Source organism: Croceifilum oryzae, assembly GCF_030814315.1.
Lineage (GTDB): Bacteria > Bacillota > Bacilli > Thermoactinomycetales > Thermoactinomycetaceae > Baia > Baia oryzae.
In genome coordinates this window covers 1-22,919 of record NZ_JAUSUV010000016.1, presented here as the reverse complement: position 1 = coordinate 22,919, position 22,919 = coordinate 1, and the positions used below count along the sequence as shown (strand labels likewise).

At 44.2% G+C, this 22,919-nt stretch carries 11 protein-coding genes; 2 read left to right on the top strand and 9 right to left on the bottom strand.

Features of this window, described 5'->3' with window-relative positions; all coding sequences use genetic code 11:
- Window position 1: 1 nt before the first annotated feature.
- From J2Z48_RS14180 to J2Z48_RS14160, 5 genes are all read right to left on the bottom strand, one after another.
- Window positions 2-1,267, bottom strand: a complete 1,266-nt coding sequence (locus tag J2Z48_RS14180; RefSeq protein WP_307254592.1) for an MFS transporter — start codon at window positions 1,265-1,267, stop codon at window positions 2-4.
- Window positions 1,268-1,308: 41 nt separating this feature from the next.
- On the bottom strand, window positions 1,309-7,848 hold the full coding sequence (locus J2Z48_RS14175; protein WP_307254590.1) for a non-ribosomal peptide synthetase: 6,540 nt from the start codon (window positions 7,846-7,848) through the stop codon (window positions 1,309-1,311).
- A gap of 38 nt (window positions 7,849-7,886) precedes the next feature.
- The gene (gene gabT, locus J2Z48_RS14170; protein ID WP_307254588.1) at window positions 7,887-9,260 is read right to left on the bottom strand and encodes a 4-aminobutyrate--2-oxoglutarate transaminase; all 1,374 of its coding nucleotides are present in this window, start codon (window positions 9,258-9,260) and stop codon (window positions 7,887-7,889) included.
- A gap of 149 nt (window positions 9,261-9,409) precedes the next feature.
- Window positions 9,410-10,246, bottom strand: a complete 837-nt coding sequence (gene proC / locus J2Z48_RS14165; RefSeq protein WP_307254586.1) for a pyrroline-5-carboxylate reductase — start codon at window positions 10,244-10,246, stop codon at window positions 9,410-9,412.
- Window positions 10,247-10,859: 613 nt separating this feature from the next.
- A complete protein-coding gene (locus J2Z48_RS14160; protein WP_307254584.1) occupies window positions 10,860-11,066 on the bottom strand; it encodes a hypothetical protein in 207 nt (68 codons plus the stop codon).
- A 319-nt stretch (window positions 11,067-11,385) separates the two neighbouring features.
- Between J2Z48_RS14160 and J2Z48_RS14155 the strand changes: the two genes are divergently transcribed.
- Window positions 11,386-11,742, top strand: coding sequence for a hypothetical protein (locus J2Z48_RS14155; RefSeq protein WP_307254582.1), 357 nt, complete (start codon window positions 11,386-11,388; stop codon window positions 11,740-11,742).
- 215 nt (window positions 11,743-11,957) lie between these two features.
- Here J2Z48_RS14155 and J2Z48_RS14150 read toward each other — a convergent pair whose 3' ends face one another.
- The 4 genes from J2Z48_RS14150 to J2Z48_RS14135 all read right to left on the bottom strand — a co-directional run bounded on the left by J2Z48_RS14150 (window position 11,958) and on the right by J2Z48_RS14135 (window position 21,675).
- A complete protein-coding gene (locus tag J2Z48_RS14150; protein WP_307254581.1) occupies window positions 11,958-12,497 on the bottom strand; it encodes a hypothetical protein in 540 nt (179 codons plus the stop codon).
- 108 nt (window positions 12,498-12,605) lie between these two features.
- Window positions 12,606-13,178 (bottom strand): imm11 family protein, encoded by a 573-nt coding sequence (locus J2Z48_RS14145; protein WP_307254580.1) that lies wholly within the window; start codon window positions 13,176-13,178, stop codon window positions 12,606-12,608.
- Between the two features lie 34 nt (window positions 13,179-13,212).
- Window positions 13,213-18,891 (bottom strand): RHS repeat-associated core domain-containing protein, encoded by a 5,679-nt coding sequence (locus J2Z48_RS14140; protein WP_307254578.1) that lies wholly within the window; start codon window positions 18,889-18,891, stop codon window positions 13,213-13,215.
- A 66-nt stretch (window positions 18,892-18,957) separates the two neighbouring features.
- Window positions 18,958-21,675: a DNRLRE domain-containing protein gene (locus tag J2Z48_RS14135; RefSeq protein WP_307254577.1), complete on the bottom strand. Its 2,718-nt coding sequence runs from the start codon at window positions 21,673-21,675 to the stop codon at window positions 18,958-18,960.
- 441 nt (window positions 21,676-22,116) lie between these two features.
- On the opposite strand from J2Z48_RS14135, the gene J2Z48_RS14130 reads away from it, so the two are divergent.
- Window positions 22,117-22,919, top strand: an 803-nt coding sequence (locus J2Z48_RS14130) for a collagen-like domain-containing protein (protein ID WP_503128554.1), incomplete at its 3' end; no start/stop codon positions are given.

Sequence of the window (22,919 nt, the reverse complement as noted above, 5' to 3'; positions counted from 1 at the left end):
ACTATCCTAATTCCTCCGCTATAACCTCTTCTGCCTTTTTCAACCTTCTCACAGTTGAAAAAAGAATGAAAATAGCCGAAACCATAATCCCAACTGCCCCTACAATAAGCGTAGGTGTCGTCCCGATTTCCCCACCTAACCAACCACCCAGCAACGCACCGATCGGAACAACTCCCATCGCAAACACACGAATCGATGCATTCATTCTCCCTTGCAGATGATCTGGTGTAATCGCAGTCCGCAGGCTTCGTTGGTTAATGTTGTACACAATCACCATCGCCGCATCAATCAAATACATCGTCATAATCAGGATAACAGCTGGGATCAGAGGCAAGAATGTAGCAAGTGGGATTAGAAGTGAGACGACTCCTGCGATAAGTAACGAAGCAACAAGTGCTCTCCCAACGCCTAGCTTCTTAGCAAAAGGTCCGGCGATCATAGCTCCCAAGAGGGCCCCTACCCCTGACATAGCAAAAATCAAACCAATATAGATTGGTTCCAGTTTCAGCGAACGAGTTAGATACAGAATAAAGATCGGCTCAATGAAATAGGTAAATAAATTAAAGATCACAGTTGCAATCAAGATCGGACGAATCACTCTATTGTTAAAAACAAAAGAGGTGCCTTCTCGAATCTCAGTCCACATGTTTTGCTCTTCTGGCGGCTTTTCCACCACAACCTCTTTCTGCTTAATAAAGCTTAAAAAGAGAGCAGAAAACAGATACGTCCCCACATTAAATAAGATGGCAAACGGAGCAGAAAGCAGCTGGATGACAATCCCACCCAAGCTTTGACCAACGGTAGTTGCACTGGAACTACTAAACTCCAATTTGCTATTCCCCTCAATTAATTCGTCCCGTTTAACGAGGGAAGGGAGATACGCAGTATGGGCAATGTCAAAGAACACGGTATTAATCCCTACTAACCCGGCAATGAGATATAAGACAGGCACGGTTAATACATCAAAGTACATACATACTGGGACTCCTAATAAAATCACGGCTCGCAACATATCGGTCACGATTAGAATCGGCCGCTTTGGCTTACGGTCTACCCATACGCCAACGAATAGACTTAAAATTAAAAACGGTAAAAACTCGACTGCTTGCAAGATCCCCATCTGTAGTGGGGTTGCTCCTAGACTAATGGCTGCTACTAACGGTAAAGCGATTAGTGTAATTTGGACACCAAACATGGAAATGGTGTATCCAAGCCAAAAGTTACGGAAGTCAGCTTGTTTTAGTAATCCAAACGAATATTTTCTCATCTTGAGTACCTCCTATTCTGCGTAGATGAGTTAATGGTCCTTTACGGCTGTTTCTTGATTCGAGAATTGATTTTCCTCGGTTGGCGCTTGATGGCACGCGGGGCTTGTGCGTTGCCTGCTGTTGTCGTTGCCTGTTCAATGCGGATCGCCAAGTCTTTTAAAATAGGTGCCTCAAAGATGAGTTGCAGAGGCACGTCGATTTGGAAATCTCGGCGGATACGGGAAATGATGCGAGTCGCTAAGAGGGAGTGACCTCCTAGGCGGAAGAAATGATCGTCACGACCAATGGAGGTGCGTTCGAGTACGTCTTCCCAGATCAAGGCTAGTTTTTGTTCGATCGGTGTTGCTGGTTCTGTCCATCTAGCCGTGTGGTTGTTGGCGCTGAGATCAGGCTTAGGAAGCGAGCGTCGATCGATCTTACCACTTGATGTTAGCGGCATCTCAGCAAGTTGAATATAAAAGGTAGGAACCATGTAATCGGGCAATTGGCTTACTAGGTAGGATCTTATCTTTTCCGAGTCTGGATCCATTTTCTCATTCGCCACATAGTAAGCAACCAGCTCGATTCTACTGGATAAGTCTGTTCGAGCCACAACGACGGCTTCCACCAAGCCCGGATACCTCAGCATCGTCACTTCAATCTCTCCCGACTCGACCCGGTATCCACGAATCTTAACCTGATCATCGACGCGACCCAGATACTGGATGTTTCCATCTAGCAAATAGCGGGCTAGATCACCGGTTTTATATAGTTTTTCGCTCGGATCTCCACTGAACGGATTCATGATAAATCTTTCTTGGGTCATTTCTGGTTGATGAAAGTACCCTCTCGCCAAACAAAATCCCGAAAAATATAATTCACCTGGCACTCCAATCGGGACAGGGCGCATTTTACTGTCTAAGATGTACACTTTTGTATTGGCGATCGGTCTACCAATCGGCGGAAGAGTTCGCTTCTCCTTGAAGGGACATACTGGATAAGTTGTGACCACATGTGTCTCCGAAGGACCATAGTGATTATGAAGTACACAACCATCAAGTCGCTTTAAAAATTGGACGATCTGCGTGGTGAGATTCAGCTGTTCGCCCGCTACCAAAATCTCACGCAACTTGAGGTCTAACACGTCCCGCTGAATTGCCACTTCGGCCAATTGTTGCAAGGCTACATAAGGAAAATAAGAACGCTCCACTTCTTGCTCAGATAACAATGATAGCAATCGTTCTGGATCCGTACGATCATCTTCACTCGTCAGGATTAAGGTAGATCCCGTATCAAACGTTGCAAAAAACTCGAGGCACGACATATCAAAGCTTAAACTAGCAAATTGGAGAACTCGCGCTTTTTGGGAATGTACCCATTTTTCTTTTTGCCACGTTACCAAATTCACCATCGCTCGATGTGTCAACTCAACCCCTTTAGGCTTACCCGTCGATCCTGACGTATAAACGAGATACATCAGATTCTCCGGAGTACAACTATCCCTATTCTCATCGTTCCAATCTAATTCGTCCCAAATGAGATCTAGGTACACTTTTTGAGCTGCCGTTGTGCTCGGAATAAGGGAATCTAACTCCATCTGGGTCAACACGAGAATCAGCTGTGCATCCTCAACGATATATTGAAGGCGTGCTCTATGATCTTGTGGATCAAGCGAGACATAAGCCCCTCCCGCTTTCAACGTCGCAAGTACGCTAACGACCATCTCAATCGATCGGCTCAGGCAAATCCCTACTCGCGTCTCAGCCCCTACCCCAAACTGGCGTAATCGTTGGGCGAGTCCATTCGCTCGTTGATTCAGCTCACGATAGGTAATCGACTCATCTCGGAAGATAACAGCAACCTCATCCGGCGTTCGAATCACTTGCTCCTCAAACACGTGATGGAGGCATCGATCAGCTGGATAATCGACCGCTGTTTGATTCCATTCGTGTAACAGCAGATGTCGCTCTTCCGCTTGTAGCAAGTTATACTCCAAAATCGACTGCTCTGGAGCTACCACTAACTCTTCCAAAAGAGTGTGATAGTGCATAATCATCCGCTCAATCGATGTACCATCGAATAAATCTGTACTATACTCCACCCTTCCTTCTATTCCATCGCTCGTTTCCATGATCTGCACTTCAAAATCAAACTTTGCTGTATCATTATCCACATCGACAAACTTACTCTTCAGCCCGTAAAACTCCGTTTCATAGGTGGATTCAATATAGTTAAACATCACTTGAAACAATGGATTCATACTTACATCGCGATTCGGCATTAGCTTCTCGACAACCTTCTCAAACGGCACATCTTGGTTCGAATACGCATCCAACGTCATCCTACGAACGCGTTGTAGCAACTCGCGGAAAGAGGGAATCCCGGACAAATCCGTGCGCAGGACAACGGTATTGGCGAAAAATCCAATAACTCCATCCCACTCACTACGAGTCCGGTTGGCTATCGGGGCGGCAACTACGATGTCCTCCTGATGGGTATAGCGATACACCAAAACCTTAAAAGCCGCCAGCAAGGTCATGTACAACGAAGCCTCTTCTTGTTGACTCAACTCTTTTAGCTTCTGATGAAGCGATGCCGGAAGGGTAAAATAGTGTACATCCCCATGGAACCATTGCTTAGAAGGTCGTGTGTAGTCATATGGCAAGGCTAAAACAGCCAATTCCCCATCCAATTGCTTCTCCCAATACTTCAGCTGACTCTCTAACACTTCTCCTCGTAACCACTCCCGTTGCCACTCTGCATAATCCACATATTGAAGATCTAGCTCTGGCAAATGTACCTTTGTTTGCAGGATTTCTCCTTCATAGAGAGCTGCTAGCTCCTTAAAAAAGATCCCTGCTGACCAACCATCCATAATGATGTGATGAAAATGAATCGAAACGAAATACGCTTGCTCATCTAAGCGAATCAATTTCACCCTGATTAACGGATCCTGTTGCAAGTCAAACGGAGCTTTGGCATCTTCCACAAGGAGACGCATCGCTTCAGCTTCACGTTCTTCTTTCGGAAGATGGGTTACATCAATGCAAGGCATATCTAATTCCAACTTCTCCGCAATCACTTGAAACGGTTGATCATCCTTCTTTACAAAGTTAGTACGAAGACCTTCATGCCGATCGACCAGCATTTGCACACTCCGCCTCATTGCTTCTATATCAACATGACCTTGTAGATGAACCGCATACGGCATATGGTAAGCTGTACTTGCTGGGTTCAATTGGTCTAAAAACCACAGACGATGTTGCGCATAAGAGGCTAACATAGTGTGTTCTCTCGGATACGGCTGAATCGCTTCCTTTGATGATAATGGTTGTTGCGCTACCTCTTGCTCGATACGCTTTGCCAAATCTTTTAAAATCGGCACTTCAAAGATTAACCGAAGCGGGACTTCGACCTGAAATCGGGTACGTACCCGGGATATCACTTGCGTTGCCAAAAGCGAGTGACCTCCCAAACGGAAAAAGTGATCCTCACGACTCACCGCAGTCCGCCCTAGCACCTCTTCCCAAATAAGGGCTAATTTCTGTTCAACGGGTGTCTCTGGTTCCTGCCACATTGCTTGATGGCCTGAGGTCCGATCTGGCTCAGGGAGAGCCCTTCGATTCACCTTACCACCTGAGGTTAACGGCATTTCTTCCAATTGAACATAAAAAACAGGCACCATGTAGTCGGGAAGTTTGCTTAGCAGATAGGTTCTCAATTCCTCGCTCTCTAGCTTTTGACTCGCCACATAGTAGGCAATCAGTTCCATACGCCCCGGTGCTTCTTCTTTCGCGATGACGATCACTTCTTGGATAGCTGGAGCCTTTTGCAGAACGACTTCAATCTCCCCAGGCTCAACTCGATAGCCACGAATTTTGACTTGGTCATCCACCCGACCGAGGAATTGAATATTGCCATCCGGAAGATACCTAGCTAAATCCCCCGTTCGGTACATTTTTGCATGTGGATCTGTGCTAAATGGATTGCTTACAAATCGCTCTTCCGTCTTATCCGGCAAATTGATGTATCCCCTTGCCAAACAGACACCTGCTACATACACCTCACCTGACACACCAATTGGGACAGGTTTCATCTGCTGATCTAGAAGATAGATTTTCGTATTGGCAATGGGACGGCCAACGGGGGCAAGAACTCGCTGTTCCTCCTCAATCATGACAGGGTAAGATGCTATGACATGTGCTTCAGAAGGACCATAGTGATTATGAAGCACACAGCCATCCAGCCGCTTCAGAAAATCAACAATATTGGGCGAAAGACGGAGCTGTTCCCCTGCCACCGCGATCTCCCTGAGTTTAATCGCTAACATCACATTGCTGTTGCTTTGCAACGACAACTCAGCCAACTGTTGAAGCGCCACATACGGAAAGTAAGCACGTTCCACTCTCTCTTCCGTCAGCAATGCTAACAATCTCTCGGGATCATTCCGCTCCTCATCTGTTGGAATGACAAGCGTCCCTCCAGCTATAAAAGTGGTAAAAAACTCGAAACAAGACATATCAAAGCCAAGGCTTGAAAATTGCAGAGAACGCGCCTTCGCAGGATGAATCCACTTCTTTGTCTGCCACGTAATCAAATTCATCAAGGGACGATGCGTCATCGCAATCCCTTTGGGTTTCCCTGTAGTGCCCGAGGTATATACGATATAAATCAGACTATCGGGATTCCTACTCACTACATTCTCGTCCAGAAGCTCTAGCTCATTCCACATCTGATCGATATGGATCCTCGGCACAGTAGAGTCCGGAATAACCGAATCCAAGTGTTGATTGGTGATGATGAGAGAAAGCTGTGCATCCTCCATGAAGTGCTGAAGTCGTTCCGTTTGCTCATTCGGATCAAGCGATACGTACGCTCCGCCCGCTTTCAAAATCCCGAGCACCGCCACAACTGTTTCTAACGAACGCCTTAGACAAACCCCTACCTTCACCTCTGCTCCCACACCCAATTGGCGCAAACGCTGTGCAAATCCATTCGCCCTCTGATTCAGCTCACGATAGCTAGTCGACTTCCCCTCAAAAATCACCGCTATCTCATCAGGTGTTTTCTCCACTTGCTCTTCAAACAATTGATGTAAACACATATCTGCTGGATAATCGGCATCGGTTTCATTCCACTCATGTAACAGCAGATGTCGCTCTTCCTCTTGTAGCAAGTTATATTCAGCAATCGATTGCTCTCGATCTTGGGCGATTCCTTCTAATAGCGTATGGTAATGCGCCATCATACGCTGAATTGTTGACTCATCGAACAAATCCGTACTATATTCAAACCTTCCGTGGATCCCATCTTTGTTTTCCGTTAATTGGACTTCGAAGTCAAACTTAGTTGTGCCATTATCGATATCGAGAAATTGTGTTTCCAGACCATGGAACTGAGTTTCTTCTGGCAAATCTACAAAATTAAACATAATCTGAAATATCGGATTCATACTTAAATCCCGATTCGGCATCAGCTTTTCCACGATCTGCTCAAACGGAACATCTTGGTTTGAATAGGCACTAAGTGTCACCTGCTGAACCCGTTGTAATAACTCTCGAAATGACGGTGTCCCTGACAAATCTGTCCGTAGAACCAGCGTATTTGCAAAGAATCCCACAACCTTCTCCCACTCACTTCGCGTCCGATTCGCAATCGGGGAGGCTATTAAGATGTCTTCCTGCCGGGTATAACGATACATCAATGCTTTAAAGGCAGATAACAACGTCATGAACAACGAAACCCCTTCTTGTTGGCTCAACTCTTTCAATTTCTCTAACAAGGAGGCAGGAATCGTAAAATGTTGCAAAGATCCCTGAAAAGTTTGCTGAGTGGGTCTCGGGCGATCATACGGTAAATTGAGCACAGGTAACTCTCCACCCAGTTGCTCTTCCCAATATTCAAGCTGACGATCCAACTCTCCACCTTTGAACCAGTTTTGTTGCCAATGTGTATAGTCCACGTATCGAAGAGGCAACTCCGGTAGCTGGACAAGCTCTTGTCTTCTACTATAAGCTTCGTAAAGCGTGGATAGATCCTTAAAAAAGACTCCAGCTGACCATCCATCAAAAACGATATGATGAATATTAAGGAGGAAGAAATGGTCCTGCTCATCCAATTTCACAAACACCACACGAATCAAGGGACCGTTGTCCAAAACAAATGGTGTTTTCATCTCTTCCAAAAGGAGCTGCATCGCCTTTGTTTCACGCTTTTCTGTAGGCATATGCGTTACATCCACACACGGCATGGCTAACTCAACCTTTTCCGCAATTACTTGAAATGGTTGATCATGCTCCTTATGAAAGGTAGTTCGCAATCCCTCGTGTCGAGCTACTAACTCCTCGATACTCCGGCGCATTGCCTCTATATGAAATACACCCCGAAGGCGCATCGTATACGTAACGTTATATGCAGGGCTTCCCGGATACAATTGATCTAGAAACCATAAACGCTTTTGTGCAAAAGAGACTGGAACTCGGTCTCCTTCATAACGTTGAATCGATTCCTCCTTCGATAAGCTTTTCTTGCCTTCTAGGATCTTAGCGAGAAGTTCTTGTTTCGATAACGACCATTGATCTCGGCGGAAATCCTTTTCCAATCCTACTCCTCCGTTCAGAAACGTACTTATGAAACAAACTATACAGCCGTTATTTCCTTACCAGGGGTAAACTCTTCTTCTACTTCTCGCATCGTGTTAAGCAACACCTGTAGCGCTTCAGCTAGTTGTTCCGGAGTAATGACCAGAGGTGTTAAGAAGCGAATCACATTCCCATGTAATCCAGCTTTAAAGATAATCACACCACGAGCTAAACAACGCTTGATAATTTGATTCGTCTCCTCAGTCGCTGGCTCTCTCGTCTCTTGGTTTCGTACCAATTCAACCGCACGCATCGCACCCATCCCACGAATCTCACCAATCATCATCGAACGTTCCGCAAATCGCATCAACGCTTCAACGATCTGCTCCCCGATCTGCTTCGCACGTTCGCCCAATTGCTCAGCATCATACACTTTCAAAACAGCCAATGCCGCTGAACAAGCGACCGGATTTCCTACAAACGTCCCGCCTATGGAGCCATCCCCCGCAGAATCCAGAAGCTCTGTACGCCCCACCACTCCGGATAACGGAAGACCACCTGCAATGGATTTACCCAGCGTAATCAAATCCGGCTCAATTCCAAAGATGGTAGAAGCTAAAAACTCGCCCGTTCGCCCAAAACCTGTCTGTACTTCATCACAAATTAGCAATATTTTGTATTTATAGCAGATCTCTTGCACGCCTTTCAAATAGCCTGCTGGTGGAACGATAAAGCCATTTTCTCCTTGAATCGGTTCCATGATGATCGCGGCAGTCTCATCGGGCGATACTTGTGTAGAAAACGTATTCTCCAGATATTCCAACGCTTGCCGACACACTTCCTCTTCAGAAGGAGAACCCGGCCAACGGTACACATATGGAAACGGAACACGATACACATCCGGCGCAAAAGGTCCCATTCCTTCCTTGTACGGACGGACCTTGGAAGTAAGGGTAAGCGCCATCATCGTACGACCATGAAACGCGCCATCAAAACAGATAATCGCTTTCTTCCCTGTAGCCTTCCGGGCAATTTTAATCGCACTCTCCACAGCCTCCGCACCTGAATTCATGAAGACTGCCTTCTTCGAAAAGTCACCCGGAGCTCGGCGGCATAGCTCTTCAGCCAATTCAATATAGGAAGAGTAAGGTACAACGGTATAATCGGTATGGGTAAAGCGTGTAGCTGCTTCTTGAATCGCCTGTACAACAAGAGGATGACTATGCCCCACGTTTAGTGAACCGACACCGCCAGCAAGATCAATGAATCGATTCCCATCAATGTCGTTAATTAATGCGCCTTCTGCGTGGTCAATGATCGCGGGTACGAGTGTTTTTTCGGCTTTGGCTTTTCCGACGGATTGATACATTCTCTCCATCCATTCTTGGGAGCGCGGGCCTGGTAGTTCTGTTTTCAGTTGTATGAAAGACATGTTTGGTTTCCTCCTGTGGTTCTAGTTGACCTGTGGTTCAAATGAGTCGTGGTAAGCTCACTATGGTAAGCTTTTCTTCAGTTTTTGCACCCCCTAGTGGTTGGTGGATCTGGCTTAGTCCGCTCCGTCCTTCTTTAGCCTGATTGATTTTATGATTGATCTAACATCTCTCGGGCACGTGAATTGGTGGCATAGATCGTTTGACGGAGAATATCGTGGAATCCGCGCTTCTCTAGTACCTCTATCCCGGCCGCCGTCACGCCTCCTGGGGTAGTCACATCGTCACGCAGTTTGGCTGGTTCTTCGCCTTGCTTCAGCATTGCCACAGAGCCAAATAACATTTGGACGACTAGCTTGCGAGCCATTTCGGGTTTTACACCATATTCCTGAGTGACTTCTTCTAGCACTTCTGTAAAAAGATATAAAAACGCCGGAGCGCTTCCCGTAATCGCAGTCAAGTTGTGCACTTGCTCCTCAGTACACTCCGCTGCCTCACCAATCCCGGCCACGATGACCTCCAGCATCCTACGATGATCTGGGCTGACATGTTGTCCACATGTATACAAGGAAATGGACTCGCCAATACGAGAAGCTGTGTTTGGCATAACCCATGCAATAGGCGTGTTCATCGGTAGAAGTTCTTCTAACAAATCAAGCCCAATACCCGCCGCTACCGTTATCACTAACTGCTTACGAATATACGGGGCAATCTCAGTCAATAACTCACGATGTTGTTGTGGCGGCACAGATAGTAACACCACATCCACAGACTCAATATACTCCCGCCAATCATGAGTCACCGTCACATCATACTTCTCTTTTATCTCTATCAAACGAGCCGAATTATTGCGATTCGTTACCACAATTCCCTCTACATGTTCCACTTGTGTACGTAACAATCCAGCAAAAATCGCCTCGGCCATTCTCCCTGCACCGATTACTAAAACGCGGTACCTCTTCACAAATAACCCTCTCCATCCACTCAATATCCTTACATCCTACCAACTGAATTCCCTAGTTCCATTCCAGCATAGAAGAACGCCCTTCATCCTATTATCCTGATGATTACATTTTATATCCGCCATCATGGACAATGGCGGATTGTGTTTTCCATACATATATGATTGCAAACATTTTGTAAAATAAGTAGGAATTCGATTACGAATCTCCAAACATCTATATGTAACATTCTATATTTTCTTTATAAATTAAACAAACATTATTTTTGATTATTTTATTTTCATAGTAAATAACATACTTCGCTCCCCTCATCGTCAACTTACCGGTTCATAGAAAAAAATACAAAAAAATTACCTGCTGAAGCAATGACAACAGGTGGTGACATAGTCATTCGGATTGTCAGGAGTGAGGTTCCCCTTTGTCTGGGTCACTTTCACTTGATTTCCGACAGAATCATATTCATACGTAATTTTATGCCCTTGACTACTGGTTATTGATACAAGTTTGTTTAGCTCGTTGTACTCATACTTAGTAGTGTAGTCATCATACTACTTAATTGTTAATTTCCATTTAATGGTTTATTAAAAACAAAAAACGGAATCCCCAAAATTGAGAAACCGTTAATGCAAATTAATAATTTTAATCTCTACTAATCCGTAATATAGGATCTTGATCATGAAATGCAATACATACAGGGATGGTCCTCTCTATTCCATAACAAGCATTAGCAAATGAACATACCGTTCTAGCAACTAAATATAAGGTATTTCCAATTGCTTTTCTAGATGAATCAAATCCATTCTCAGAGTAGATTCTAGAAAACTCCAGCAAATCTGGCCCTTTCACTACCTCCGCTCCTAACAAAGTTTCAGCTATTACATTCACAATTTCTAACTAACTCATGGTAGAATGGGAATATTAATTTGTTCGTACTTAATGGGAGGTAATTAATTTAGAAATTCCAAATTTATACAACAAAATAGCAAGTGATGCTGAAGCTACAAATCTACTTGCATGGCCCTATGACTTTGAAATTGTTAAACCTTATTCAATTGAACTAGAGTCAGACATAGTCGTTGATGATCAAGCTATTATCATCGCCAAAAACGGTACAGACGGTCTCTTTACTTTATGGGGAGAAGGCAATATCGAGAAACGACCAGTCGTGTATATAAGCTCTGAGGGAGCAGCAGGAAAAATTGCCAAAAGTTTTGATGAGTTTATTCTTATCTTGATTACCTGTCCTTTTTGGACAGATTTACTTAAATTTTCAGGAGAGGGTCAACTAGCCGAGATGAGAAAGACTCTAATTTATCTTCAATCTAATGAAGAGTACATTGAAGTCGGAAAGTCGAAAACTAAATTAGCCACAAAGCTTTCTCTAAATCTCCTGTCAATAGACCCTGTAGAAAAACTCCATGAAGCTATGAATTCAAAACCAGAGATCGCAGTAAGTTCAATTTCTGGAGATCTCTTCCATTCATTATTTAATTCATTTGTTGCCAATGACCTGCGGAGATAGTATGAAGAGAATCCACTATAAAGTTCATAGTGGATTCTCTTCATCTTCTAGTGGTTTCAAAAGCAATACTCCTAATGGATTATAGAACGTCTCATCTTCTTTCCATCTGATATCTTGGATCCTTTCTAACCACAGAATCTCTTTCTAAACTAATGGTTATATAAGAAAAACGGCTTCCTCTACATGAAGAAGCCCGCCAATGCAAACTAATAATTTTAATCCGTATTAATCCGTACTATAGGATCTTGATCATGAAATCCAATACATAGAGGAACACTCCTGTCTGTTCCATAACAAACACTCGCGAATGCGCATACAGTTCTAGCAATTAAATACAATGTAATTCCGATTGCTTTTCTAGAAGAATCAAATCCATTCTCAGAGTAAATTCTAGCAAATTCTGGTAGATATGGCCCTTTGACTACATCCTCCCAATCACAAGCCCAATCATCATCTTGTTCAGCAAGAGGACGATAGTCACTACAAAGGAAGAAATGGCTGTCCCAATTATTATCAAGATCATATTCATAATATATAGCCCTAGCCTGTTTCTTCTTAGACAACTTCATTGCTTGCAACAAAGACGTTTCTAACTCTCCTTTGTACGTTTCTAAATTCATTGCTTTGATGCGTTCTGCATCTTCCTTTGACGCAAAGTCAACACATAGATCATAGTATTTACATTCTACCTGTTGGATCGCATCTAAGAATAAAATATCTTCCTGAAATTCATGCAGATACTTAAATATACTCAATTCATCCCCTCCTTCAATCTATGGAAACAAGTGAAGAAAGAGCCTTAAATTGACTCTACCCTCCACAACATTCCATTTGCAACCATCAAGATTTGAGGTTATTGAGGCTCAAATTACCTTTACCTCTAAAAAATCAAACCCAGTCAGTTTATTCTTCTCAACTTCTTTCTTGAACTCTTCAGACACGAACAAAGGAAACTCATCACCATGTAATTTAAAAACATGCTTATTCTCCAAACACTGTCTGTTCAAAGCATACTTTTTCACAGAAACCAGTTTCTGGTTCTCACCATATTCAAATATACTGTAATCTGAATACTCCAGATTTAAAGCATCTAGGACATTGACCACATTCGCCACAGAATATCCTCCTAAGCTCTCATCTGTCTCTTTATTGTAAATTCTAACAGGGATATACTGCACTCCACGTTCTTCCAATGAATCAAGCACCATCTTCACTCTCTCGGACACAAGAAACCAATTTTTGTCACATACTAAATAATCAGTTGAGCATTTCCCTTCAGCCGGATCGAAGTTGAATACTATTTCTTTTTCAGTTTGAAAGTCAACATACTTCCCTTCCTTCAACTCATAACTTTCAAATCCACCACTATCACTGCAGTAACATACAATGATATCCTCACTACCTTTATCACTTGTTAACACTTTGTAATACTTCATCAACATTCACCACCGCTTAGTAATTGGAGAAATCTTATTGATTTCTCCAATAGTTTTTATACAGCATATCAGGATTCGTTCTTATTTCACTTTTAAGACCTTCAAATAGGTTCAAGAATGTATTTCTATCCCCTTTCGCAATACCATCAAATTTTTCCAATTGAGATAAAACATGATCATGATAAGCATACGGATGTCTTCCTTGATGTGGCAATGCCTCTTTATTCCAAGCATCATCTAAATCAAGTCCATACTTATCTGTAATTTCTTTCATTTTGGGTGTATAGGTTTTACTTTTATTTGTTACATAGTGGTGAACCTGTATAGGCTTAGAGCCTCCACCACTAGAAAACATATTGATCAAAGAGGAAATATCCTGACCAAGATTCTTGGCTCCGCCACCTGTAGCACCAACACCCCAAGAGGCTGCGGCGGCACCTGGAGCGGCGGCGGCACATGCAGTTGTTCCACAGGCTACAATGACTTCGCCTCCACCACCAACTGTGGCAGATATGCCACCTACCATGGTGAGGACATCTCCTGCTATTGCTCCTAGATGATAGGCTAACCCCTTTTCTTCGTGAGGGTCACTTATATCTGCAATTCCAAAGGTAAGAGTATTACTAAACGCCCTATCACTAGCCCCTCTAATAAACTGCGAAGCCGATTTTGGAGCAGACTGAACCGCTTTCTTGACGCTATTAACGATTCTCTTGACGGCAGGCTTGACCACATTTTTGACGTAGTTCTTGACCTTGTTCACAATCTTTTTGACCGTTTTCTTAACCTTATTATAGGCCTTCTTGACGGTATTGTAGACTTTCTTTGCTAACTTTTTGACCTTGTTGTAAACTTTCTTAACTCCGCTCTTCACTTTATTGTAGATTTTTTTCACACCAGAAGAAACGGTATTGTAAGCCTTTTTAATTCCTGTGGAAACTTTATCATAAGCCCATGAAACACCTTCAGATATGCCTGAAACAATAGCGCTTCCTGCTGACTTGGCTTTGTCCCATAATTCGCCCCAGAAATGACCATCTGGGTCACTATTGGAAATCGGATTTCCTCCAGCGTAGCCGTACAGGTTGTAGTTTCCTGCGTCCATCATAAGAGCTAGGTGTGCACCGGCTCCATTATAGGAGTCACTACTGAGGAATCTTCCTTCTCCCGGGCGATAATCACGGAATCCGAGGTCGTAGGACTTGGTATTTGGATCCCAGCGCTTGCCTTCGTAGCGGAATGGGTTGTACATGTCCTGATCGGGCTTGGTTGCATCGATCTTGTCTACACCGGTAAACATGTCCTTATCGTCTTCACCATAAGGCGTATATCCGTATGTGGAACGGACATTTCCCTGCTCGTCGGTGAGCATCTCAACGCCACGGTTCCCTGCTTCGAAGTAGGAAAGCTCCTTCGTATCCTCTTTTAGCATGGTCATCCGCTCGCCCCATGCGGAGTAGGTGTAGGATCTAGTCATCTTACCGGCGACTTCTTCTGATAGGACTTGGTCGCTTGTACCTAGATAGTTAAAAGCAGTTGCCTTTTCGTTATCTGTACCTGCTTTTTCTACTTTAGAAGTAGTTCGATCGAGTGGGTCATAGGTGAAACGGGATTTGATGGTGGTAGCTTTATCTTTGTCTAGTTTCGTATGCTCGACGGTACGATCAAATTGGTCATAGACGAAGGTTTCTTTGTCTTTCCCATCGGACGTAATCTTTTCAATACGACCCATTGCATCGTAGATGTACTTGGATGCAAGCCCTGCTTCGGTTTCCTCGATAAGACGATTTTTATCGTATTTGTAGGTGGAGAGTACACCGTCCTTCGTTTTTTGCACGAGGTTGCTATTCGCATCGAGGACATATTCCTCTGTGGAGGATTGGGTTCCCGATTTGTCATAGCGGACGAGGCGATCTCGTGGGTCGTAGGTGTATGCGTACGTGTTATTGATCGTCTTGTTGTTCGCATCGAGACCGGTATAAACATCCTTGGTTGGGTTTCCATGCAAGTCATACTCATAGGTATGCTTTTGTAAGGATGTCCCATTTGTTTTCTTGGTTTCCCATTGTGCCATGGAGCCGTCTAGGTTGTATTGATAATCGGTTACGGTTCCATTTGGCTTGGTTTCTTGCTTGGTCTTTCCGCTCACCGTGTACTGATAGTTGTAGATTTGCGGTTTGTTGTCCTGAGCGGATTTCTTTTGTGAGAACTGTGTTACTTGATCCAAGCCGTTGTAACTGTATTCGGAGATGTTGTCCGAGTACTCTTGCTTGAGCAAGTTCCCGTGAACATCGTAGTCGTATTGGATCCCTCGTTTGACGATGCCATCTACGACTTCCTGTACCTCTTTCACTTGGTTGAGAGGGGTGTAGGCAGTACGATATTCGTCTACTTTTTTGTTGCTACTGGAATCTTTCATGGAAAGAATGTTGCCATTTATATCGTAAACATACTCAAACTGTTTCCGCTCGGTATCTGCTGAGCTACCTTTGTTTTGTAGACCTTCATCTACGTTTTTCTTCAGTTTGCCGTCTTGGTAATAATCCCACGTCATTTTCCGTTCGACTTTCCCATCGGAACTGGTTACAACACGTTCTACTTGGCTCCCGATTTGGTTGTAATCATAGGTGGTTTTTACACCCCAGCCATCCGTAACGGTTTTCAGCAAGCCGTTGTCATAATAGGTGAAGGTAGAGACGTTACGCTCGGTTTGTCCCTCGGAAGGCGGGGTGCTAACCGACGTGACGTTGCCCACTTCATCATAGTTGTAGATGATTTTCTGCTCTTCCTTGAAGCGTGGGTTCGGGCTATTCGGATCACGTGGGAATATGATTTCTTTCACACGACCGAGATCATCGTAGGTTTTCTTTTGCACGAAGTCGTCAGCATACGGTGTAGCGGTTCCACGTGGTGGATCGACTTGAGTGACATTGCCCAGTTTGTCATACGTATAGCGAGTGGTTCGGGTCTTTCCTGACTGATAGGGGGTCTGCTCTTCTGCTACAAGCCCTCGGATGTTATACGAGACTTTGTGAACATTACCCTGTTTATCTTTGTTTTCGATGGTCTTGCCGTCTGCATCGTACACGGTTTCAATCGATTTTCCATCAATGTCCGTTGCTTTGATCGGATTGTTGTTTAGATCAAAGGTAGTGGTGGTGACATAGTCATTCGGATTGTCAGGAGTGAGGTTTCCCTTTGGCTGGGTCACTTTCACTTGATTTCCGACAGAGTCATATTCATAGGTAATCTTATACCCTTGACTATTGGTTATCGATACAAGTTTATTTAGCTCGTTGTACTCATACTTGGTGGTATAGTCGTCTGGGTCGTCAGTGAGGTTCCCTTTCGGCTCCACTTCTTTGACCAGATTCCCAAGTACATCATAGAAATACGTGGTTTTCTTTTCTGGATCGCTTGGATTGTCTTTCGGTTCAATTTCTTCGATCATTCGATCATATTCATCATATTTGTAGCGGAATTTTGCACCCGTTGGGGTTGTTTTCTCAATTACATTATCACTGGCATCATAGACGGGTGCTGGATTGACAATGTATTCTCCCTTAGCCTGATCCTTCGGTATTTTGGAATCGAGTGGACGACCGAAGACGTCGAAGTTGAAAGTAGACGTTTTTCCTTGCGAATTGGTAGATGAGATCACCTGTCCAAAATCATCATACTGGGTGAGCGTCGTCTCTCCTAAGGAATTCGTCACTTTCTTCGGCTTTCCTGTCACATCGTAGCCAAAGTCGGGTGCATCCGGATCGCCAAAGGTTGTGGTTTTTCCGTTGGCATTGGTGATGCTTTTGACAAGATCGGTATTTCCGTAATAAGCGGTCGTTGTCTTATTTCCTTCGGTATCTTCGACCGAAATCAGGTTACCCAGTGTGTCATAGGTATTCTTCGTAACACGTCCTTCTGGCGAAGTGATTTGAATCAATTCGGCTACATGCTTATTCATCGAATACTGGTAATTGTAGCGGACGAATTTTCGCTTGCTTGTGTCCGAGATGGCATTATTGACTGGGTCAGTCATGGTTAGAACATTACCCAGTTCATCATAGGTCCAAGTCGTAATAGCTCCATTCGGGTCTTTTTTCCACGTCAGGTTTCGATTGGCATCGTACTGATACTCTGTCACGTTCCCTTTCGCATCGGTAGATTTGATGAGGTTCCCCTTATCATCCATGAGATACTTGGTGGAATTTCCTTTTAGGTCGGTTTCAATCCGTTCTTTCTCTTTATCGTTATACGTGTACGTGATGACTTCGTTTTTCCGGTTGGTCATCTTACTCACACGGTGCTTGTTCTCGCCATCCGTATAGTAGTCAAACTTGGTAATGTTTCCTTTTGGGTCCTTGATTTGGTTGATTACGTTAGTAGAAAGCAAGTCGTAAACAAACTCGTACGACTTCGCTACATCGGTCCCTGCCCCGTCAGTAAATTTCACTAAGCGGTTCGATGCATCATAGGTAAATTCAACTACTTGTTGTGGTACATCGGACAGAGTTGGTTTAACTGCTTTGATCCGAGAGACTTTGTTGTTGTCGTTGTAGTCAATGGTTACGGTTTGCCTGCCCGCTGCATCTGTGATGTAACGGAGCATCTTCACAGGCTTATTGTTAACGGCTCTCTCCTCATACGTGTACTTAAGGAGGTTCCCCGTTTGATCGGATGCCTCCGTCATGTATCCTTTTTCATCAAAGAAGAATTGGCTACGGTTCGGTTCTGTAATCACCCATTTCTTACTACTGGAACCACCTTGTAGATATTGAAGGTACAGCTCATCTCCCGGTTGAGACTTGAACTCTTTTGCTTTGGAGTCCCATGTAAAGGTATGGCTTGTCCCATCACTATCTGATAGATTCATAGAGCCTTGTACAATTTGACCCTGTTTATCCATATAGACTAGGTCTTCCATCGAAGATCCGAGGCGAACGAAACTAGAGGTATCAAGAGACCAACCCGCTCCGATCACAGAATCACTCGTGTCTAAACTGTTATACGTAAGGTCCACAGAGCTTATAAAATCGCCGCGGGATGGGTTGCTAAAAACAGAATAGCTAAAGTTGGCATTTCCGCGATATAAGTTCATGCTCGCGCTACTGCCTGTACCTGTTGCTTCATCTGTGGAAGCATGATTATCGTCATTCCCTAAATCCTTTGCTCCATTTGGGTCTTCAACCATAACAAACTGGTTAAGAGTAGGAATCGGATCTGCACTCTTGGATAACCATGTGCCATTTAATTTCAAATCCCACTGAAGGACTAACCCCTCACGGAGTTTGTTCGGCTGGCTAATGGCAGGAGCTTTTACATTTCCTCGAACGGTAATCGTGTCCCCCGCTGGGATATTGACCGTGGTAACAGACTCATTGCCGTTCGCATCAATCGGCTTAAATTGCGCCCCGACACAGTTATCTTCGGTGGTGCGATCGGTTCCATTCGGTAATGCCCAGTGGCAACCAAGAGAATCAGTACTACCGCTCCATGCGGTATCCGTCGGGTTGGAGAGAGTAATCTCCACAGGATACGTTTCGCCTGCCTTCATCGTAGTAGGCGTTTTTGGTGCGTAGTATGAATTAGCGGCTTTTTTATCGATATAGACAACCTTTAGCTTCGGCTTCAGCTGTGGAGCTAGGGTCATCTCACTACTAACCGTAAGTAGTTTTTCTTTCGCTGTCTTGCTTCCTTCGTCACTTTGGCGAATCATGAGACCTCTATTGCTCGAACCATCTTTGACCCATCTGGCAGCGGCGGACGTGACGTCCCAATTGAGTCACTTAGGATCATTGGTAACGTTGGTAACAAAATCGAGAACCGAGTTATGAAAGGCATCATTGTGACTGGACCATGTGGTCTTGGGAACTGATTCAAAATCCTTCCATAGATAGTGCGCGTTATAGATAGCATTGGTTGTACCTGTGCTATCCCGTTGCCAACTCCACAGACTAAAGTCAGCATCGACCACTTTCGCTGTATTAGGAATGGAAGAGAGGTCAAACTTGTAAAGAGAGCGGGTGTTGCCAAATGTCGCACTGTTGTTCCCTACGGATGCCCACGGGTTCCCTTTTTCATCTAGATAGTTAAAGCTCGTATTTTTATGCTCACTCGATATAGTAGTATCAATAGCATTTTGCAAGACTTGAATGGTCATACCCGATTTAGGTAGCCGGACAAGCTGAGTCGTAGAGGGAACAATGGTGCCGTCTACTGTTTTCACCGCAATCTGATAGAAATAGGCTCGTCCAAATGGATTACTGCTATAAGAAGGTGTTGGCGTTGCTGTGGTATCGGTGAAAGTAAGTGTATTTTGATTCGGAATCGGTGCGACAAGGGTAGTCTCGTCTGGGATAAAAGCCTGATCTGTACTTCGATGGATTTGGTACTCCACAAAGTCAGTACGGCTATACTTTGTCCATTTCAATTCTGCACCGTTGGCATAAATCTTAGTAGGCTCCGATAGTAAAACGGATGGCTTACCGTAAACTACTTTTAGCTTCGGTCGAACGGCGTTTTCATCGTAGTTCTGACTGGCCGTATACCGCACGCCTCCTACTTTTTTCGATTCATCCTTCGCTTTGATGAGGACTCCATAGTTTTCTTGGCTTCCATCGACCCAAGATTGAACGAGGTCGCGCGCTGTGTAATCATGCCAGCGGTTATTCACGTTGGCGGATTTGTCCACTTCGGCTACCTTAGTAAAACGAATCGCATCAGCAATCACGGCTCCATCTACTTTTTTACTCGAATCATAGTTAGAAAGCGTGATACTGTGACTATCTCCAGCGGCAAATTTGAATTGCCCGAGCCATTGATAGGTGGTATCGGCAGTCCGTTGATTGATGTAGACTTTCGATGTCCCGCCATTATGAACAATGGTATACGGGGCAGAAGTCGCACGGTCGGATGCCTTTACGTTTGATGCCGCGACATTAAATGTTCCACTTTCATTCAGGTATGGCTTCCATGTGAAGGTGTTAGTCGCACTCTTATCATTTGGCTGTGCCGCATGATAACTACCATTGACCCCGCCTGATACATTGGAAGATAAGTTCCATGTACCATTCTTCGTGACTCCATCTGAATCAGTATTATCTAACACGTACGTACTTGCTTCTACATTAGACTGAAACGTTCCACCTGGCGTTTTCCACGCCTCCCCTTTCTTCGCTTCCTTCCAAGTAGCCTCGGCTGGATTCCAGTCTTGAAGGACTCGGTGAAGGCTAAAGGTTACATCGTGGTCCGTATCCTTACAACCCGAACAGAAGTTTTGATCGTAATAAAGCTGTACCTGTGCAAAATCAATCTTACTTCCTGATGGAATAACAGAAGTATCAAATTTAACAAGAGAGCGTGAAGTTTGCGACGAATCTGCACCTACAGATAGTTTCCAGTTATCATTATAGTTTGTGGTAGGTGAGGAACTGTTAATCATCGTATCTTTACTACTTTGGGCTCCGTGACCTGGAGTTGGCTGTATTTCTAATGTGGGGTCCAAAATAATTGGAAAACTTCTACTACTATCGCTTAACCATTCTTTATTGGCAGTCACACGTAAAATGTTTTTACCATCCACGTGTACAATTTCTTGCTTCACATCATGGCTCCAAGCATAGCCATAAGGAGAATCTTCTTCTTTTTTACTATCGTACATAAATGGCTTTGGAATCTTAAAAACGCCAACATCGCCTTTATCTACAAATAAAATCGTACCATCTGATTGTACCTTTGGCTCTAAATCGCCTGTTTCTAGTACAAAGTCAAATACATTATTCTCTGGTTTCGAGTTTAAGATAATCCGTTCTTTTACTTTGCTATTTTCAGTTTGATATTCGATTTTACTTTTATTCAAGATATCTGGAAACGAGATGATGTTCCCTTTTACAGTCGGGGAGGCTTGCGATTTATCTGGAGTTTTTAATCCCATCGATATAGCATGTTTTCCACTCGTAATCTTGACTAATTCATTTGCTCTATCGCTAAAGAACGTCTTAAATTGATTTTTTTCGTTACTATATACATATCCCTTTTGGTTCGCTTTCGAGATATCATTTTTTATATCTTGTAATTTTCCATTCGAATCTCGATAGTGGACGGGATCTGAGCTTATCTCCGCTTCAATCCGACTATCTGAAAGCTCGTAGAACTTCGCATTTAGCTTCCTTTGTTCCACTAACTCCTTAGTCCTCTTAGGATCTTCCACCTTCTTTCCTTTAGGAGTAGTTTCTTTTACTGGTAGACTCTTCTGATTCTCGGTAAGTTCCTTACTTCCATTACTCTTCTCCGATGCTACGGTCCACTGATCCGTCATCTTGTTCCATGCATCTTTCGCATTCATGTAAACAGATAGAAAACCCCACTCAGCAGCTTTATACGTCGTACTAGCAAAATCAGCTGCATGGGTAGAAGTAGGGAATGCTGTTCCAAAGAATATAAAAAATGACATTATCATTAATAACATTCTACGGAGAAACATTCGTTTCTTCTTTCTCATCCTCGATACTCCCCTTTTCATAGATATATATAAAATTGTTTAAAATACACTAAAAATATATTTCATTTTACAATAATTCGTCAATAAAAATATGAAAAATCGTCAATAAAGAATAAATGGAGGAATCGATCAGATCTTTGTTCAAGGTGGTCCGCTTGCAGTAAGTGATTCTCTGTTTAAAAGCATGTACAAATATGTAGACTAGCAAAAAAGGGCGAGGAGGATGGTAGTAGATTCCTTGCTGAAATATAGTACAACGAAATTCCCTGTTCTTTAATAGAGCAGGGATTATTTATTTGTGTTCAGCAATGGGGATACCAGACAGACGTTGGTCTATGACCCTATTGTTTCATCCTCGAAACATAAAAAATAGTCATTTATTTATATCACTTCCTGCTATGAATTCGTATCCTGTTATATCAAAAGTTTAGGAGTGAGGAGATGAGCCAACGTAGGAGATATATCCTTCCTTTCTTACATGGTTATTCTAGAAAATACAGAGGTCGACGCGGACCTCAAGGACCTCAAGGTCCTAAGGGTCCTAAAGGGTGCCGGGGTCGATATGGACTCCGTGGACCTCAAGGACCAAAAGGACCTAGAGGACCTCAAGGTAGGGGACGAACTGGCCTAACTGGTCTAACTGGTATAGACGGAGTAGTAGGACCAACAGGCTTACAGGGTGCCCAAGGACCTCAAGGACCCATCGGAGGATCAACATCGACCGGCGCTGGGTCTACAGGTTCAACTGGATCGACGGGGGCAACTGGGAGTAGAGGTATTGACGGCGTAACGGGACCAACAGGGGCTGGGACTCCGGGGGCAACTGGAGCGACTGGGCCAACGGGCATTGATGGAGTAACTGGACCGACCGGTATTACGGGAGCTGGTACTCCAGGGCCGACTGGACCATCGGGCATTGACGGCATTGACGGTGTGACAGGACCGACCGGCGCTGATGGTATTACAGGACCGACCGGCGCTGGGACTCCGGGGGCAACTGGATCAACAGGACCATCGGGCATTGATGGCATTGACGGTGTGACAGGACCGACCGGCGCTGATGGTATTACAGGGCCGACCGGCGCTGGGACTCCGGGGGCAACTGGATCAACAGGGCCATCGGGCACTGATGGTGTGACGGGACCGACAGGCGCTGATGGCATTACAGGGCCGACCGGCGCTGGGACTCCAGGACCAACTGGATCAACAGGGCCATCGGGCACTGATGGCATTGACGGTGTGAC

Coding starts and splice junctions, on each gene's coding strand:
- J2Z48_RS14180 (WP_307254592.1), bottom strand. CDS start 1,267: ATGAGAAAATATTCGTTTGGATTACTAAAACAAGCTGACTTCCGTAAC.
- J2Z48_RS14145 (WP_307254580.1), bottom strand. CDS start 13,178: ATGAAGTATTACAAAGTGTTAACAAGTGATAAAGGTAGTGAGGATATC.
- gabT (WP_307254588.1), bottom strand. CDS start 9,260: ATGTCTTTCATACAACTGAAAACAGAACTACCAGGCCCGCGCTCCCAA.
- J2Z48_RS14140 (WP_307254578.1), bottom strand. CDS start 18,891: ATGATTCGCCAAAGTGACGAAGGAAGCAAGACAGCGAAAGAAAAACTA.
- J2Z48_RS14135 (WP_307254577.1), bottom strand. CDS start 21,675: ATGAGAAAGAAGAAACGAATGTTTCTCCGTAGAATGTTATTAATGATA.